General features: G+C 50.8%; 12 protein-coding genes and 2 pseudogenes. 7 read left to right on the top strand and 7 right to left on the bottom strand.

Annotation, left to right across the window (positions count from 1 at the left end):
- Positions 1–2 precede the first annotated feature (2 nt).
- Positions 3–1,544, bottom strand: a complete 1,542-nt coding sequence (gene gpmM, locus KHX94_RS08910; RefSeq protein WP_213683125.1) for a 2,3-bisphosphoglycerate-independent phosphoglycerate mutase — start codon at positions 1,542–1,544, stop codon at positions 3–5.
- A 226-nt stretch (positions 1,545–1,770) separates the two neighbouring features.
- Between gpmM and KHX94_RS08915 the strand changes: the two genes are divergently transcribed.
- From KHX94_RS08915 to gpsA, 3 genes are all read left to right on the top strand, one after another.
- On the top strand, positions 1,771–2,205 hold the full coding sequence (locus tag KHX94_RS08915) for a rhodanese-like domain-containing protein (RefSeq protein WP_213683126.1): 435 nt from the start codon (positions 1,771–1,773) through the stop codon (positions 2,203–2,205).
- Positions 2,206–2,331: 126 nt separating this feature from the next.
- Positions 2,332–2,811, top strand: a complete 480-nt coding sequence (gene secB, locus KHX94_RS08920; protein WP_213683127.1) for a protein-export chaperone SecB — start codon at positions 2,332–2,334, stop codon at positions 2,809–2,811.
- A gap of 5 nt (positions 2,812–2,816) precedes the next feature.
- Positions 2,817–3,833 carry an NAD(P)H-dependent glycerol-3-phosphate dehydrogenase gene (gpsA, locus tag KHX94_RS08925; protein ID WP_213683128.1) on the top strand — a complete coding sequence of 339 codons (1,017 nt, stop codon included), beginning with the start codon at positions 2,817–2,819 and terminating at the stop codon, positions 3,831–3,833.
- A gap of 86 nt (positions 3,834–3,919) precedes the next feature.
- Here gpsA and KHX94_RS08930 read toward each other — a convergent pair.
- The 4 genes and pseudogenes from KHX94_RS08930 to KHX94_RS08945 all read right to left on the bottom strand — a co-directional run bounded on the left by KHX94_RS08930 (position 3,920) and on the right by KHX94_RS08945 (position 9,472).
- A pseudogene (locus tag KHX94_RS08930) lies at positions 3,920–7,057 on the bottom strand (efflux RND transporter permease subunit).
- Positions 7,038–8,588, bottom strand: coding sequence for an efflux RND transporter periplasmic adaptor subunit (locus tag KHX94_RS08935; RefSeq protein ID WP_425314043.1), 1,551 nt, complete (start codon positions 8,586–8,588; stop codon positions 7,038–7,040). The pseudogene KHX94_RS08930 and the gene KHX94_RS08935 overlap by 20 nt, the downstream one beginning before the upstream one ends.
- 17 nt (positions 8,589–8,605) lie before the next feature.
- A complete protein-coding gene (locus KHX94_RS08940) occupies positions 8,606–8,935 on the bottom strand; it encodes a heavy metal-binding domain-containing protein (protein ID WP_244859383.1) in 330 nt (109 codons plus the stop codon).
- A gap of 111 nt (positions 8,936–9,046) precedes the next feature.
- The gene (locus KHX94_RS08945) at positions 9,047–9,472 is read right to left on the bottom strand and encodes a hypothetical protein (RefSeq protein WP_213683129.1); all 426 of its coding nucleotides are present in this window, start codon (positions 9,470–9,472) and stop codon (positions 9,047–9,049) included.
- Between the two features lie 673 nt (positions 9,473–10,145).
- Here KHX94_RS08945 and KHX94_RS08950 point away from each other — a divergent pair.
- Entirely contained in the window at positions 10,146–10,709 is a 564-nt protein-coding gene (locus KHX94_RS08950; RefSeq protein ID WP_213683130.1) for a NapC/NirT family cytochrome c, read from the top strand.
- 163 nt (positions 10,710–10,872) lie between these two features.
- Complete coding sequence (locus KHX94_RS08955; RefSeq protein ID WP_213683131.1) at positions 10,873–13,221, top strand: Tex family protein; 2,349 nt, start codon at positions 10,873–10,875, stop codon at positions 13,219–13,221.
- A 49-nt stretch (positions 13,222–13,270) separates the two neighbouring features.
- Here the strand turns inward: KHX94_RS08955 and KHX94_RS08960 are convergent, their stop codons facing one another.
- Both KHX94_RS08960 and bioH read right to left on the bottom strand, forming a co-directional pair.
- Positions 13,271–13,768 (bottom strand): hypothetical protein, encoded by a 498-nt coding sequence (locus KHX94_RS08960; RefSeq protein WP_213683132.1) that lies wholly within the window; start codon positions 13,766–13,768, stop codon positions 13,271–13,273.
- 50 nt (positions 13,769–13,818) lie between these two features.
- Positions 13,819–14,596, bottom strand: a pseudogene (gene bioH, locus KHX94_RS08965) (pimeloyl-ACP methyl ester esterase BioH).
- Between the two features lie 24 nt (positions 14,597–14,620).
- Between bioH and KHX94_RS08970 the strand changes: the two are divergent.
- The gene (locus tag KHX94_RS08970; RefSeq protein WP_342345825.1) at positions 14,621–15,349 is read left to right on the top strand and encodes a ComFC family protein; all 729 of its coding nucleotides are present in this window, start codon (positions 14,621–14,623) and stop codon (positions 15,347–15,349) included.
- Between the two features lie 142 nt (positions 15,350–15,491).
- Entirely contained in the window at positions 15,492–16,070 is a 579-nt protein-coding gene (gene nfuA / locus KHX94_RS08975; protein WP_213683133.1) for a Fe-S biogenesis protein NfuA, read from the top strand.
- Positions 16,071–16,119 lie beyond the last annotated feature (49 nt).

Genomic DNA, 16,119 nt, shown 5'->3' on the forward strand with positions numbered 1-16,119 from the left:
ATTTACTCTTGTGTGTGGATCAATGGATGACCGGTCATCTCGGCCGGAATATTCTGCCCTAATAATGTCAGCATGGTCGGTGCGATATCACTTAAGCGGCCACCTTCATCGATAGAGGCTTGGCGCCCAACATAGATAAAAGGCACTAAATCACTGGTATGTGCGGTATGGGGTTGACCTGTGCTTTCATCCACCATCTTTTCGGCATTGCCGTGGTCAGCGGTGATAATGCATTCTCCACCAACCTTTTGCAATGCGTCTACTACACGCCCCAGACAGGCATCTACTGCTTCACAAGCTTTGACTGCGGCAGCGAAATTACCTGTATGACCCACCATGTCACCGTTGGGATAATTACAGATGATGACATCATATTGAGTTGATTCAATGGCTTCAACCAACTTGTCGGTTAATTCTGTGGAGCTCATCTCTGGTTGCAGATCATAGGTTGCCACTTTGGGAGAGTTGATCAAAATGCGATCTTCTCCGTCAAAGGGACGTTCTAAGCCACCGTTGAAGAAAAAGGTCACGTGGGCGTATTTTTCTGTTTCTGAGATGCGTAATTGGCGCATTCCCAGTTGCTGCAGGGTTTCACCAAGAGTGTTAACCAACTCTTCCTTAGGGAAGGCGATAGGCGCTTTAATATCAGCAGCGTATTCAGTTAAGGTAACAAAATGCAGCTGGCACAGGCGTTGACGTGGAAAACCATCAAAATCAGGATTGATAAAGGCCCGGGTTAACTGCCGTGCACGGTCGGCTCGGAAATTCATAAAAATCAGTGCATCACCATCATGTAATGTTGCTGGTTTGCCCCCGGCAGTAATCGCAGTGGCCGCGACAAATTCATCGTTTTCGTCACGATCATAGGCTGCGTCTAGCGCCGCAACGCCAGAGGTCGCGGTGTATTGGGCTGCGCCATCGGTGATTAACTGGTAGACCTTTGAGACACGATCCCAGCGGTTATCTCTGTCCATTGCGTAATAACGGCCAACAACAGAAGCGATGCGGCCACAGCCCAATTCGGTAAACAATTGCTCGAAATGTTCTAAGCTGGCGCGGGCACTACGTGGCGGGGTATCGCGGCCATCAAGAAAAGCGTGCAGATATACCTGTTTGGCACCGCGCTGCACGGCCATTCGACACATTGCGGCAATATGATCTTCGTGACTGTGTACTCCGCCCGGTGACAGCAACCCCATGATGTGAACTGCGCCATTAGCTTGAATGGCGCTATCAAGCGCTTGTGTCAGTACCGGATTGTGAAAGAATTCTCCGTCCTCGATGGCTTTGCTGATGCGCGTCAGTTCCTGATAAACAATGCGGCCAGAGCCGATGTTGACATGTCCTACCTCGGAATTGCCCATCTGGCCTTCAGGTAACCCCACATCGGTACCTGACCCAGAAATCAGACTATGTGCGTACTCAGCATTCAGCTTGTCTAGCACTGGGGTACGCGCATGATAGATAGCATTGCTGCTGGAGTGTTCTGAATAACCCCAACCATCAAGGATTAACAATGCCAGTGGTCCTTTAATCGTCTTCATGTGGATATCCGTTGAAATCAAGAACTGAATATTAGTTGTTTGCATGGTACTACAGACCTGACGCCATAAAAAAGCCATGTGCAAGCGATTGTGCTGATAGCTTTAGTCGCATAACGCGGTAAACCCGCGCGCTATTCTGCGGCCGAAACAGCTGCAATCTGCTATCGCTATGGGTATACTCTGCGCTGGTCTTAACTGCCCAATAACAAAACAGGCTGTCATAAACATGCAGGAATATATCGAATTTTTTAAAGCTCATCCGGTTATGAGCATCGCTTGGGTGGGATTATTTATCGCGCTGTTGGTTACTTGGTTTAAAGGCGCCGTATCCAAAGTGAAGAATGTGAATCCTCAAGAAGCAACCATACTGATCAACAAACAGGATGCGCAGGTGGTGGATGTACGTGCCAAAGAGGATTTTCGCCGTGGACATATTGTTAATTCTATTAACATTCCGATGGCAGAAATTAAAAATAATACCAACACAAACCTTGAAAAGCTTAAAGACAAACCCATTATACTGGTATGCAACGCTGGGATGACTTCAGCGCAAGCTGGTGAGTTGTTGGTGAAGCAAGGTTTCGAACAGGTGTTCAGCCTCAAAGGTGGAATGGGCGAGTGGCAATCTGCTAACCTGCCGGTGTCGAAAAGCAAACGTTAATTTTGGTTGGTAGCCGTGTCTGGCTGCTGGCGTTCAAAAGATGGTGGCCGTTCCCGGTATCTTTAACACCGTCTCCCGTAATAACAACGGCTCAAGAAAGCCGGGACCAATTGGATAGGTAGCATTATGGCTGAAGTAGCAAATAACGAACAACAAGCCCCACAGTTCAATATTCAACGTGTATATATCAAGGATGTTTCTTTTGAAACGCCCAATAGCCCCGCCGTATTCCAGAAAGAGTGGACCCCTGAAGTAAAACTGGATCTGGATACTCGCAGCGCTAAGCTGGCGGATGATGTATATGAAGTGATCCTGTCATTGACAGTAACCGCACAAAACGGCGAAGAAACAGCGTTTCTGTGTGAAGTTCAGCAGGCTGGTATTTTTACTATTTCTGGCTTGACCGAGCCACAAATGGCCCATTCTTTAGGCGCTTTCTGCCCGAATGTCCTGTTTCCTTATGCGCGTGAAGCGGTCGCTAGTCTGGTTTCCCGTGGCACATTCCCACAACTGAATCTGGCACCGGTTAACTTTGATGCACTGTTTGCCCAGTATGTACAATCACGTCAGGCAGACGCATCACAGACTGAAGCTGCTGACGCTTGATCCTGATGGCTGATACTGCAGATATCACTGTGCTTGGCGCGGGTTCCTATGGAACCGCGCTAGCAATCTCGCTGGCTAGTAATGGCCATAAAACCGTGCTTTGGGGCCACGAGGCCGAGCATGTTGCAAGACTGGCCGCTGCTCGCAGTAACGAAGAGTTTCTGCCGGGGATCCACTTCCCAGACGAATTGATAATGGAAGCCGATCTTGCCAAGGCACTGGCGGCTTCTCGAAACGTATTGCTAGTGGTTCCCAGTCACGTGTTTGCTGATGTGTTACAGACAGCTAAGCCGTTATTACGGCAAGACGCCCGTGTCGTCTGGGCTACCAAAGGCTTAGAACCGCACACCGGCCGATTATTAAAAGACGTTGCGCGTGATGTGCTCGGTGATCAATATCCGCTAGCGGTGCTTTCCGGTCCAACCTTTGCTAAAGAGTTGGCGGCGGGATTGCCAACCGCAATCTCGGTGGCGGGTACCGATGCTGATTTTACGGCTGATTTAGTGGAATTGTTGCACAGCCCTAAAAGTTTACGGGTTTATGCCAATGATGATTTTATCGGCTTGCAGCTGGGCGGCGCAGTAAAGAACGTGATCGCTATTGGTGCCGGCATGTCTGATGGCATAGGTTTTGGTGCAAACGCGCGTACTGCGCTGATCACCCGTGGGTTAGTCGAGTTGACGCGTCTCGGTTGTGCGCTCGGAGCCAAGAGCGATACCTTTATGGGCATGGCTGGATTAGGCGACTTGGTGTTGACCTGTACTGACAACCAATCCCGTAATCGACGTTTTGGTTTGGCACTTGGGCAAGGTTGCGATGTTGACAGCGCTCAGCAACAGATTGGTCAGGTCGTTGAAGGTTATCGCAATACCAAGGAAGTCTACACCTTGGCGCAACGGTTGAGGGTTGAGATGCCAATTACCGAACAGATCTACCAAGTGTTGTATCAGGGTAAATCACCTTTGGCCGCTGCTAAAGAATTACTCGCCCGTGAGAAAAAGTCAGAGACTCCCGGCGAATAGCACTATTACCGATTCCTGGACGAGATAAAACAATGTAAAAAAGGATGCCTGAGAGCATCCTTTTTTGTGACCTTAGAAAGAAAGACTTATTCATCAGTCTGTTGCAATTTACTGCGATACAGCAGCAAGTAAATCGCGGGCAGCACAAACAGTGACAGGACGGGGGCGGTGATCATGCCGCCCACCATAGGCGCAGCAATCTTTTGCATCACTTCGTTACCTGAGCCAGCGCCCCACATGATGGGCAGTAACCCAAAGAAGATAGTGGCAACTGTCATCGCTTTGGGACGAATACGCATGACTGCCCCTTCCATCAGGGCGGCTTTCAGGTCGCTAACGCTGTGGTACATATTGTGCTCTTGCCGATGTTTAATGGCGTTGTTGAGATAGACCAACATCACCACCCCAAACTCTGCGGCCACCCCTGCTAGTGCAATCATCCCCACCGCGACCGCGGCGGAGAAGTTGTATCCCAAGCCATACAGCACCCAGGTACTGCCCACCAGCGCAAAGGGCAGTGACAACATGATAATGGCCGCCTGTTGCGCCGACCCAAAGGTCATCATCAACAGAATGAAGATCACGGCTAACGCCATGGGCACCACTTGTTCCAGTTTGGCGGTGACGCGCTGCATATATTCATATTGGCCCGCAAAGCTATAGCTATAGCGCGGTGGCAGTTTGACATTGGCGGCGAGGATGGGTTTGACGGTATCAATATACTCACCAATGGAGGTGCCTTTGATATCGACAAACACCCACGAGATCAAGCGGCCATTCTCGCTTTTCAGTGAGGGCGCACCATCGGTGATCTCAATATCCGCCAGATTGCGCAGCGGCAGATAGTGACCCGATTTGGTGACGACCGGTAAATTCCGTAGCTTTTCAATGTTGTCACGGATATCGCGGGGATAACGCAGGTTGATGGGGTAACGCTCTGCCCCTTGCACGGATTCACCCACATCGGCCCCACCAATGGCGTAACGCACCACATCCTGGATGTCGCTGAGGGTCATGCCGTAGCGGGAAGCCACTTCCAGGTTCGGCGTGATATCGATGTAACGGCCGCCCCCACACGTTCGGCATAGGCGGAGCGGGTATGGGGTTGTTGCATCAAAATCGCTTCAATCTGCGCCCCAATACTTTGCAGCTCGTTAATGTCTGAACCGGTGATCTTAATCCCCACTGGGGTCTTGATCCCGGTTGACAGCATGTCGATACGGGTCTTGATCGGTTGCACCCAAGCGTTGGTGAGCCCCGGGATTTTCACTGTCTTTTGCAGCTGGTCAATCACATCTTCCAGTTTTATCCCCGGCCGCCATTCGTCCTTCGGTTTGAGCATGATGGTGGTTTCCAACATGGTCAGCGGTGCCGGGTCGGTGGCGGTTTCGGCGCGGCCGACTTTACCAAAGACCCGTTTGACTTCGGGAACGGTTTTGATCAACCGGTCGGTTTGCTGCAACAGCTCTGAGGCCTTGCCGGCACTGATCCCCGGTAAGGTGGTGGGCATGTACAGCAGATCGCCTTCTTCCAGATCGGGCATAAACTCGCTCCCCATGCGGGTCGCCGGATACCAAGCGCTGATGAGGGTCACAATGGCTAACACTAAGGTCAGTTTGGGAAACCGCAGCACTAACGACAGGAGCGGTTTGTAGCCGGCGATCAGCACGCGACTGATGGGGTTACTGGTCTCAGAGGGGATTTTGCCCCGAATAAACAGCCCCATCAGAATAGGCACTAAAGTGACTGACAAAATCGCCGCCGCGCCCATGGCAAAGGTTTTGGTGTAGGCCAACGGGGTAAACAAGCGGCCTTCTTGGTCTTCCAACGCAAACACCGGTACAAAGCTGAGGGTGATGATCAGCAGCGAGAAGAACAGCGCCGGGCCCACCTCTTTGGAGGATTCGGCCACAATGTGCCAGTGCTCGGTGATATTGGGGCGTCGGTCATGCTCATGTTGAAAATGCTCCAGATGCTTGTGCATGTTTTCAATCATCACAATCGCGCCGTCCACCACCGCACCGATGGCGATGGCAATGCCCCCAGACTCATGATGTTGGCATTGACACCCATGTGATTCATGACGATAAACGCCATCAGAATTGACATCGGCAAGGTGATCACCGCCACCAAGGTGGAGCGGGCGTGCATCAAAAACAGGAGGCAGACAATGCTGACTACCACCATCTCTTCAAGCACCTTATGCACCAGGTTTTCGACAGAGTTCTCAATCAGGGTCGAACGGTCATAGGTGGGGACGATTTCTACGCCCTTTGGCAGACCGGCTTTTAACTGCTCTAGTTTGGCTTTCACGGCTTTGATGGTGGAGAGGGCGTTTTCGCCATAACGCATGACGATAATGCCGCCCACGGTTTCGCCTTCGCCATTAAGCTCCACAATGCCGCGCCGGGCCGCCGGGCCTTTGCGGATGGTGGCCACATCGCGCAACAGCAGCGGGGTGCCGGAGGGGCTGGCGATGCCTAATGGAATTTCACCAAAGTCTTTCAGGGTTTGCCGATAGCCTTTGGCGCGCACCATGTATTCGGCTTCGGCCATTTCCACAACCGAGCCGCCCACTTCGCTGTTGGCCTTGGTAATCGCGGCTTTCACGCTGGCAATGTCCAGTTTGTAGATGGCCAGTTTATCCGGGTCGAGCACGATTTGGTAAGTTTGCTCCATGCCGCCCACGGTGGCGACTTCAGACACCCCCGGCACACTCTGCAATTCCAGTTTTAAGTACCAGTCTTGCAGACTCTTCAATTGTGACAAATCGAGGTTGCCGCTTTTGTCCACCAAGGCGTATTCAAATACCCAACCCACACCGGACGCGTCAGGCCCTAATGATGGCTGTACGCCCTCTGGCAGCGGCTGCCAAGCTGGCTCAGGTATTCCAGTACCCGAGACCGGGCCCAGTAGATATCGGTGCCATCTTCGAAAATCACATACACGTAAGAGTCACCGAACATCGAGAAACCGCGGACGGTTTTGGCTCCCGGTACGGCGAGCATGGCGGTGGAGAGCGGATAGGTGATTTGATCTTCCACCAATTTAGGGGCTTGGCCGGGATATGCGGTTTTAATAATCACCTGCACATCGGACAGATCTGGCAGGGCATCCAGCGGGGTTTGTTTCATGGCATGAATGCCCACCGCCATCACTATCACGGCCAGCACCAGCACCATCACGCGTTGGCGAATGGAGGCATCAATGATGGTCTTCAGCATTGTGTGCCTCCTGATGCTGATTGCTAAGACGCATTAAGCTGCCCTTGAGACTGGCTTCGGAATCCAGCAGGAATTGGCCGGAAAGCACCACGCTCTCGCCGTCATTGAGGCCACTTAAGATTTGCACCATGCCGCGGCTCATCATGCCCACATCCACCCGCCGAGCGGTAAAGCTGTGGTCGGGGGCTTGCACGATGACCCGGTTTTCTTTGCCGGTTTGGATCAACGCTTCTTGTGGGATAACCAAGGCATTTTCATTGGCACCGCCAAACAAGGAGACTTTGGCGAGCGTGTTAGGCCGCAGATGTTCCCCGTTATTGGGTAACACCACCCGCACGCGCAAGCTGCGAGTGACCGGGTCTAGTTCCGGATAGATATAATCGATTTTGCCCTGCAAGGCCTTGATGCCCATAGCAGGAATACTGACATCCGCCGGTTGTCCTACCGCCAGCCAGCTTTGTTCATTTTCAAAGACATCGGCGATGACCCATACCTTATCCAAATCGACCATGGACAAGATTTCGGTAGCGGGTTGCAGGTACATACCATCCCGGATATCCAGGTTTTTCACAAAGCCGCTGCTTTCAGCATAAAAAGGCACCCGATACTGGGTCTTGCCGGATTTCGCCAACTGTTGGATTTGCCCTTGGGTTAACCCCAGCAGTTCCAGACGTAAGCCCGCTTTGCGCAGCAACTCCTGATAACGTTCACTGTTGCCCGAGCGTTTGAGGGTGTCTTGGGCCAGCAGATAGTCATCCTGGGCATTCACCAACTCAGGCGAATAGATTTCATATAACAGCTGCCCTTTCTTGATTTCATCCCCAGACGACTGCACCGTGAGCTTCTCTATCCAGCCGCTCACCCGCGAGTGAATATGGGTGATTTGACTCTCGTCATAGCCGACTTCACCCACGGTATTGACCGAGCGCCACATGGTTTGCCGTGACGCCTTGGCGACCTTGAGCGCCAACGCTTGCTGTATCTGCCCTGAGACCTCGACCTTGACGGTATCTTGCTGACCGCCCATCTCCACCTTTTGCAGGGTCATACCACAGATAGGGCAAGTGCCGGGCGCATCCATCACAATCTGTGGGTGCATCGGGCAAACATATTTGATAGTGCCGCCATGTGAGCCTTGGGCCGTGTCGACCTGACTGAAGACTTTTTGGGTATTACTTGCCTGCTGAGCCGTCATCGGCTTATCCCCAGGCATGACCATGGCAGGTTGAGAGGCCGCGCCCGTAGGCGCGGTTATCTTAGGCTCAGCGGGTGACTGCTTAGGCTCAGTGGCGTCATCCTTGACCAGAAACATGCCGCAGATAGGGCAGCGACCCGGTTTGTCGCTGCGCTCTTGCGGATGCATCGGGCAATAATATGCGCCCTGAGCGGCAGCACTGGTTTGCTGCGCCGATTGTGGATGTTCATTGGTCAGCGCCTGCGCCTGTAAGCTCCATTGCGAGCCGGTTGCCAATACCAGACTCAGGACACAGGCCAACTGACGACGTTTGTGGTTATTGCTCATATGCCTCATCTCCACCCGCTGGCCGATTAGTGCTGGTGCATGTGCATAGCACCTTCGCCTTTGGATTCGGCAGGTACCAGCTTCATGCCGCATTTAGGGCAGGAATCACCCTTGTGACCAGTGACCTCTGGATGCATTGGACAGTGGTAGACCACCGCCTCAGCTTTAACCAGTTTCATGCCACATTTAGGGCAAGAATCCCCTTTGTGGCCGGTGACTTCTGGGTGCATTGGGCAGTGATAAACTTCCGCCGCATCAGCCGTTGAATGTTGGTGTTCAGTATCAGCAGCGTAGCTGTAACTAGTTAGACCGAGGCTCAGTAAAACAGCAAAAAATAGGGTAATTACAGATTTCATATGTCACTCCATAGCAGGTAGTACTGCGATCATTAAGAGGGCAGTGGCAAACCTAAGAAATTAATTCAGTTAGTGTTTCAGTAAATTTTAGGCACACGTGTGCCGTAGCAGTTATGCGATGGGTGGCTTAAAGCTGGGATTAACATCAACAGAGTGGAAATGAGGCATAGGCGTTGCAACGGCAACTTCAGGCTGTTTGGCGGTCGGCCAGGAAACGGCTGCCAATATTGTGCCTGCTACAGATATCACCAGACAGTGGCCCCCTTTGCAGAATCCCTTGCCGTCACAGCAATGATGGGTTGCAGCGTTGGGAAGCTCTTTTGCAACATTATACCCATCACAACATTGGGGAGCAGCGGTCTCTTGTGGGTGGCAATCCATAGATGCGGTCATATTGTGATGACCGGTTGCTGACATCATCATTGCGGAATTTGCTTTAGCAGAAGGGATCATCCAATGGTCATTAGATAGCAATCCCTGCCCGACAAACGCGAGCAAGGTTAGTATCAACCCCATGTGACGACGAACCCAATGCATAAGACTCCCCAAAATAATGATCGTCTAAATCATATCATGCCAGCATATAGCTACCTTGAGGAAATTCACAGTTATTTGAATTACATCAGGTAACTCAGTGGGTAATGTCGAGCCGTTAATCCAATCCTTAATATAGTCAATATCGTCGCTCTGAGCGCAGGCAGGCATCTGACCGTTGTGGTGAGTGGTTGATGCAGCGTGATTTTCGTTGCGGTTAAGTATGGCTACTGGCTATCGATAGTTAGAATTGGGTAGAAACAAAGTTATTGCTACCGTCCATTTTGAGTAGTGGCTTAACTGAATGGCAGCGCTCGTACCATCAATATCAGTGGTAGATTTTTTGGCCAATTCTTCTCCTAATTGCGTAAGTTTTTAGATGTGAATTACAAAAAATAGAAAAGGGTTTTGTAAAAATTCAAATTTTAAAAGATAATTGTTTGAGATGGATCACTGAATATTTTTGTACATAAGATAGGCAAATTGGTAATTAGCGTAAGCAAAAACAAGTGGTAGCAGTAAGTTACTAAATTAGTTAAGTTGGCCGTGCAGAGTTAGACGTCTGTCGCATTTTAGCTTATTTAGGTCGGATTAATTAAGTAATGTTGGTTTATAATCCGAACCGGATAAAGAGTCAGCCCAATTACTAAAATAAAGCATTTATTGGAGAAGAGTGATGAATTGGCGTGCACTATTCAAACCCAGCGCAAAGTATTCGATCCTGTCACTGTTGGTCGTCGGTATCGTCGTCGGCGTGATAGGCTACTTTGCAACACAGCAAACTTTACATGCAACAAGCTCTGATGCTTTCTGTATGAGTTGTCACAGTCACCATTCATTGAAAGATGAAGTGCTCGCTTCAGCCCACGGCAACAATGAACATGGTTTTACTGTACAGTGTCAGGATTGTCATCTGCCACACAGCCCAATCAAGTATTTGATGAAGAAAATCGTGGTATCCAAGGATCTTTATGGTTTCCTGACGATCGATGGTTTCAACACTCAGGCGTGGTTGGATGAAAATCGTAAAGAACAGGCCGATAAAGCGCTGGAATACTTCCGTGGGAATGATTCAGCTAACTGTCAGCATTGTCATACACGTATTTATCAGGATCAGCCGGAATCCATGAAGAAGATTGCTGTAAGAATGCATACCATGAATTTCCAGAAAGAGCCTGATAAGCGTAAGACCTGTGTGGATTGTCACAAGGGCGTAGCTCACGTCTATCCTAAGGGCTAAGCGGTAATTGCTCTTCCTTGAAAGCCGGTGCAGTGCATCGGCTTTTTTTATGCTAAATCCGTAGCGACTCAGTTGCAGATGCTAAACAAGCCATAAAATTTTATGGAACTCTGTGGTATTGTTGGCGCATTTAACTCTAATCGATAAACCGATTGTTGGATTTATGCACAATATTGCTCAACTCATAGCTCAGGAACTGGATGTTCGCGAGCAGCAGGTAGCGGCGACTATTACGTTGCTAGATGAAGGTGCCACAGTTCCATTTATTGCCCGTTATCGTAAAGAAGTGACTGGTGGTTTGGATGATACCCAGTTGCGTACACTGTATAGCCGCTTGGGTTATCTACGGGAACTGAATGAGCGCCGCGAGGTAATCCTCAAGTCGATTGACGAGCAAGGCAAGCTGACCCCTGAATTAGCCAAAGCGCTCAATGATGCTGACACCAAAACCCGCCTAGAAGATCTGTATCTGCCATTCAAACCCAAACGTCGTACTAAGGGCCAGATTGCCATCGAAGCAGGAATTGCACCATTGGCTGAGCAGTTGCTGGCCGCTGTTGGCGATGCCAGTGTCGAGCCTGAGCGTGAAGCAACCCGTTTTCTTAACTCGGAAGCTGGCTTTGCCGATGAAAAAGCGGTGTTGGATGGTGCCCGTTATATCCTGATGGAACGTTTTGCTGAAGATGCAGATTTGTTAGCCAAAGTGCGTCGTCATTTAGCGGAACATGCACTACTTGAAAGCAAAGTTGTGAGCGGTAAGGAGCAGGAAGGTGCCAAATTCCGCGACTACTTTGAGCACTCAGAACCCATCAGTCAGGTGCCATCGCACCGGGCGTTAGCCATGCTGCGTGGCCGCAATGAAGGCATGCTGGCACTTGCGTTGAATGCCGATCCTGGGAGCGAAGCCAAAGATGGCAGCTATTGTGAACAGATCATCACTGAGCATCTGGGCTGGCGCTTGTCTGACATAGCGATTGACCGCTGGTTAAGAACCGTTGTGACCGCAACTTGGCGCATTAAAATCGCATTGCAGATGGAAACCGAGTTCATCGCGCAGATGCGTGAAGCTGCTGAGTCGGAAGCGATCAAAGTCTTTGCACGCAATCTTGGCGATCTGTTGATGGCCGCTCCTGCCGGTGCTAAAGCCACCATGGGGCTTGATCCAGGATTACGTACTGGCGTGAAAGTGGCGGTGGTAAACGATACCGGTAAGCTGGTGGCGCACACTACTATTTTCCCTCATGCACCACAAAATCAATGGGACAAATCGGTCAGGACGCTCGCGACTCTGGTTAATATGCATCAGGTTGAACTGATCGCCATCGGTAACGGAACAGCCTCCAGAGAAACCGACAAACTAGCGGCCGAGGTCATTAACGCAGTTAAAGAACAGCAACCAAGACTTACCAAAGTGGTGGTGAGCGAAGCTGGGGCCTCGGTCTATTCAGCTTCTGAACTGGCTGCCAACGAATTTCCCGATCTGGATGTGTCGTTGCGTGGCGCCGTCTCTATTGCCCGCCGCTTGCAGGATCCTTTGGCCGAGCTGGTGAAGATAGAACCCAAGTCGATTGGCGTGGGCCAGTATCAGCATGATGTCAGTCAAAGCCAGTTGTCTACCTCCCTGGATGCCGTGGTGGAAGACTGTGTTAACAGCGTGGGCGTAGATGTCAACATGGCATCGGTACCACTGTTAAGTCAGGTGGCAGGACTCAACCGCACACTGGCGAAAAATATTGTCGATTACCGTGATGAAAATGGCCGTTTTACGGATCGTAAAACTTTATTGAAGGTACCGCGCCTTGGGCCAAAAGCCTTTGAACAGGCGGCGGGGTTCCTGCGCATTCATGGCGGTGATAACCCATTGGATGAATCCGCGGTGCATCCAGAAGCCTATATGCTGGTGGAGAATATCTCTCGCGCTAAAAGTACACCACTGGCGCAGATGATAGGTAACTCTGCGTTATTGGCAAGCTTGAATCCTGTGGATTTCACTACCGCTGAGTTTGGTTTGCCCACGGTGACCGATATTCTGAAAGAGCTGGATAAACCGGGGCGTGATCCACGCGGTGAGTTCAAGACGGCGCATTTTAAAGATGGGGTGGAAGCGATAACCGACCTACGGCCAGAAATGCTGCTCGAAGGTGTGGTTACCAATGTGACTAATTTTGGTGCTTTTATCGATATTGGGGTGCATCAGGACGGCTTGGTACATATCTCATCGCTCACCGACAAGTTTGTCAGCGATCCCCATACCGTGGTGAAAGCTGGCGATGTGGTCAAAGTCAAAGTGCTGGAAGTGGATGTCCCGCGCAAGCGCATCAGTCTTACCATGCGGCTTGATGAGAAGCCGGAAGCTAAATCTGCCGTATCGAAACCAACGGCTAAGCCAGCGGCAAAGAAAGACACTAAGCACAGTAAGCCGCAACCACATAAGAAGCAGGAAACAGCAAAACCTATGAATGCGGCTATGGGAAATGCATTTGCTGAAGCTTTTGCCAAGCTGAAGAAATAGTCGCAGACAAAATAAACCGGAGCATGCTCCGGTTTATTATATCTACTAATTAAGCGAGCGCTTCAAGGCTGGACGCGGCCGCCGGTGATGTTTGCTGGCGGTAATAATCGCCAATACGGCTGCCAAAATCGCGGTAAAAATCAGCGGATTGTCCCGGTAACGGATGTCGCTGCTCACTGGCTTGTGGTGAGGCATGTCCAACTGGCTTATGCACTTGGTTACGAATGTCTTTGCGATCCAAGGCGGGTTTGACCAGCATGGTGGCAAACAGGGCTTTACCTTGCTGTTTCTGTTCCTGCGAACCCTGTTGCTGTTGTTGGTTGGATTGTTGCTGCCGCTCGTGCACTTGCGTGGCTAGGCGAGCATTTTGCTGCGCGGTATCGGCGGTACGTTCGTTTTGCGGATTAAAGGCGCGTTCTTCATGGCCTTTAGCGGGTTGTTGTGGCGGAATGACCGGCGGCCGTTGCTGCCCTTCAACCCGGGCGGCATCTGTCGCTGGGTTGCTGGTGGCAAGCGGAACCTGTGGATAGTTAGATACAAGTTGCATAACAACTCCTTCCAGTCATTGCACAAATTGTAGGCAACTATTGTTCAGAATTAAACCCCTTTATTTGTAGTTTGTAGCCAATCACGCAAATGATGCAAAAAATCTTCAGGATGCGAGATAAAAGGGGCGTGGGAAGCCCCGGGCAAAATAATATCCTGCGATTGTGGGGTTTGAGGTAAGAGCGTTGACACGCGTCTTGGCACTAAGCCATCAAGTTTTCCCCAGAATCTTAGCCACGGCAAGGCGATGTGTGGCAGCTCCTGGCGCAAGTCGGTTTGTTGCAACATCTCTAATCCTTGCGCTAAGGCCGTAGCATTGGGGAGCGGCTTCGATAAAACCAACTCTTTGATATGGCGAATATCATCTCGGGCACTGTTGCTGCCCATGGCCTGCAGTGCCATAAACCGTTCCACTGTACGTTGTAAGTCTTGCTCTAATTGCTGGGTAAATTGCTGCAATACCGTTGCGGCAATGCCCGGCCAGGGGGCGTTGTCTGTGCCATAAAGCAGGGCGATGAAGCAATGGTGATCAATCCACGTATTTTTGTGGCCAGCGTTGTGCAATGCGCGTGGCGACTAATCCTCCAAGTGACCACCCGAGCCAGATGGCGTTAGCTGGCAATTGTGCAATCAGCAGCTCTGCCCAGTCGTCTATGGTGCCTGGCTGTGGCTGGCTGTCACCAAAACCCGGCAGATCAACACAGTAGCTTCTATACTGGGAAAGTTGCGTTACGGTGGGCAGAAAAATGCTGCCATTGACACCCCAGCCATGTAGCCATACCAGCGGCTGGCCGTCTCCGGAAACGTGATAGAACAAGGAAGATGTCATGATTTATAACCTGAATACGGCACAGTGAATATCTTTGATGCGTTAATGGCAGGATGCCAGAAATTTATCACCAGTTTACCCAATCGCTGTTTGCTGTGTCACCAACAGCTGTGTTCTGCTGCAACGGGCATTTGTCATACCTGCCTGCAAAGCTGTTTATACACATCCCCCGTTTGTCTTGGCTGTGGTCGAGAACTGCAAACATTGCAACGTTATTGCGGTGCTTGTCTGGCATTGCAGCCGATACCCGTGATTGCGCCAGCAAGTTATCACTCATTGCTCGGGCCGTTAATTCCCAAGATAAAATATCAGGCGCAGTTTACCGCGCTGCCACCTTTAGTGCTGGCGCTGGAGCGTAGGCTGGCAATGTTGGTTGCTCATAACCTGACGGTGTTGCCACAGGCCTTGCTGCCGGTACCCTTGCATCCGCACCGGCTGCGGGAGCGAGGTTTCAATCAGGCATGGATGATTGCCAGCATGTTGGGACAAAAACTGCAGTTGCCTGTGGTGGATAATTTGTTGCGGCGAGTGGTAGCGACTGTGCCGCAGACCGGACTGGATGGCCGGGCGCGTCGGCGCAACTTACGTGATGCTTTCATGTTGACTGCTGATTTGCCTTACCAGCGGATTGCCTTGGTCGATGATGTCGTCACCACAGGTACAACGGTAGATGAAATTGCTAGGACGCTGGCACCTTGGACACCAGATTTACAAGTGTGGTGTTTGGCCCGTGCCGAGGCGCCGGGAATGTGATCCAAGTGTCAGGATTATCTATCGCTCAGCACGAAAAATTAAACCTGAGATTAAAGGGACTACAAAGCCAGCGTTATCAGGAGTATTATGGGTTTAATTCTTACCAATTCACTCAGGTTTATCCTGACGGAGCAGGTTTTTCATGATTAGTATTTCTGAATCAGCACAGGCCCACTTTGTCAAGCTGTTGGCTGACCAGCCGCAAGGCACTAACATCCGTGTATTTGTTATCAGTCCAGGCACTCCTCAAGCTGAATGCGGTGTGTCTTACTGCCCGCCAGACGCCATTGAAAGCGATGATATTGAACTGGAATTCAATGGCTTTAAAGCGATGGTAGACGAAAAAAGTGCACCATTTTTGGAAGATGCCAGTATCGATCTGGTGACTGATCAACTGGGTTCACAACTGACTCTGAAGGCTCCTAATGCCAAGATGCGCAAAGTGGCAGATGATGCACCATTGCGTGATCGGGTGGAATATCTGATCCAATCAGAAATCAATCCACAGCTAGCCAGTCACGGTGGTCATATCATGTTGGTAGAGCTGACTGATGAAGGCATTGCGGTGCTGCAATTTGGCGGTGGCTGTAATGGGTGTTCTATGGTGGACGTTACCCTGAAAGATGGTATCGAAACCCAGATGCTGGAACGTTTCCCAGGCGAGCTGACCGGGGTACAGGATGTCACTGAACATCAACACGGTTCACACTCTTACCAATAAGTGACATGGTTGCGTTGCGCTGAGAAATGGTGCCATTGGGCACCATTTT

It is taken from the genome of Shewanella dokdonensis, from assembly GCF_018394335.1.
GTDB lineage: Bacteria > Pseudomonadota > Gammaproteobacteria > Enterobacterales > Shewanellaceae > Shewanella > Shewanella dokdonensis.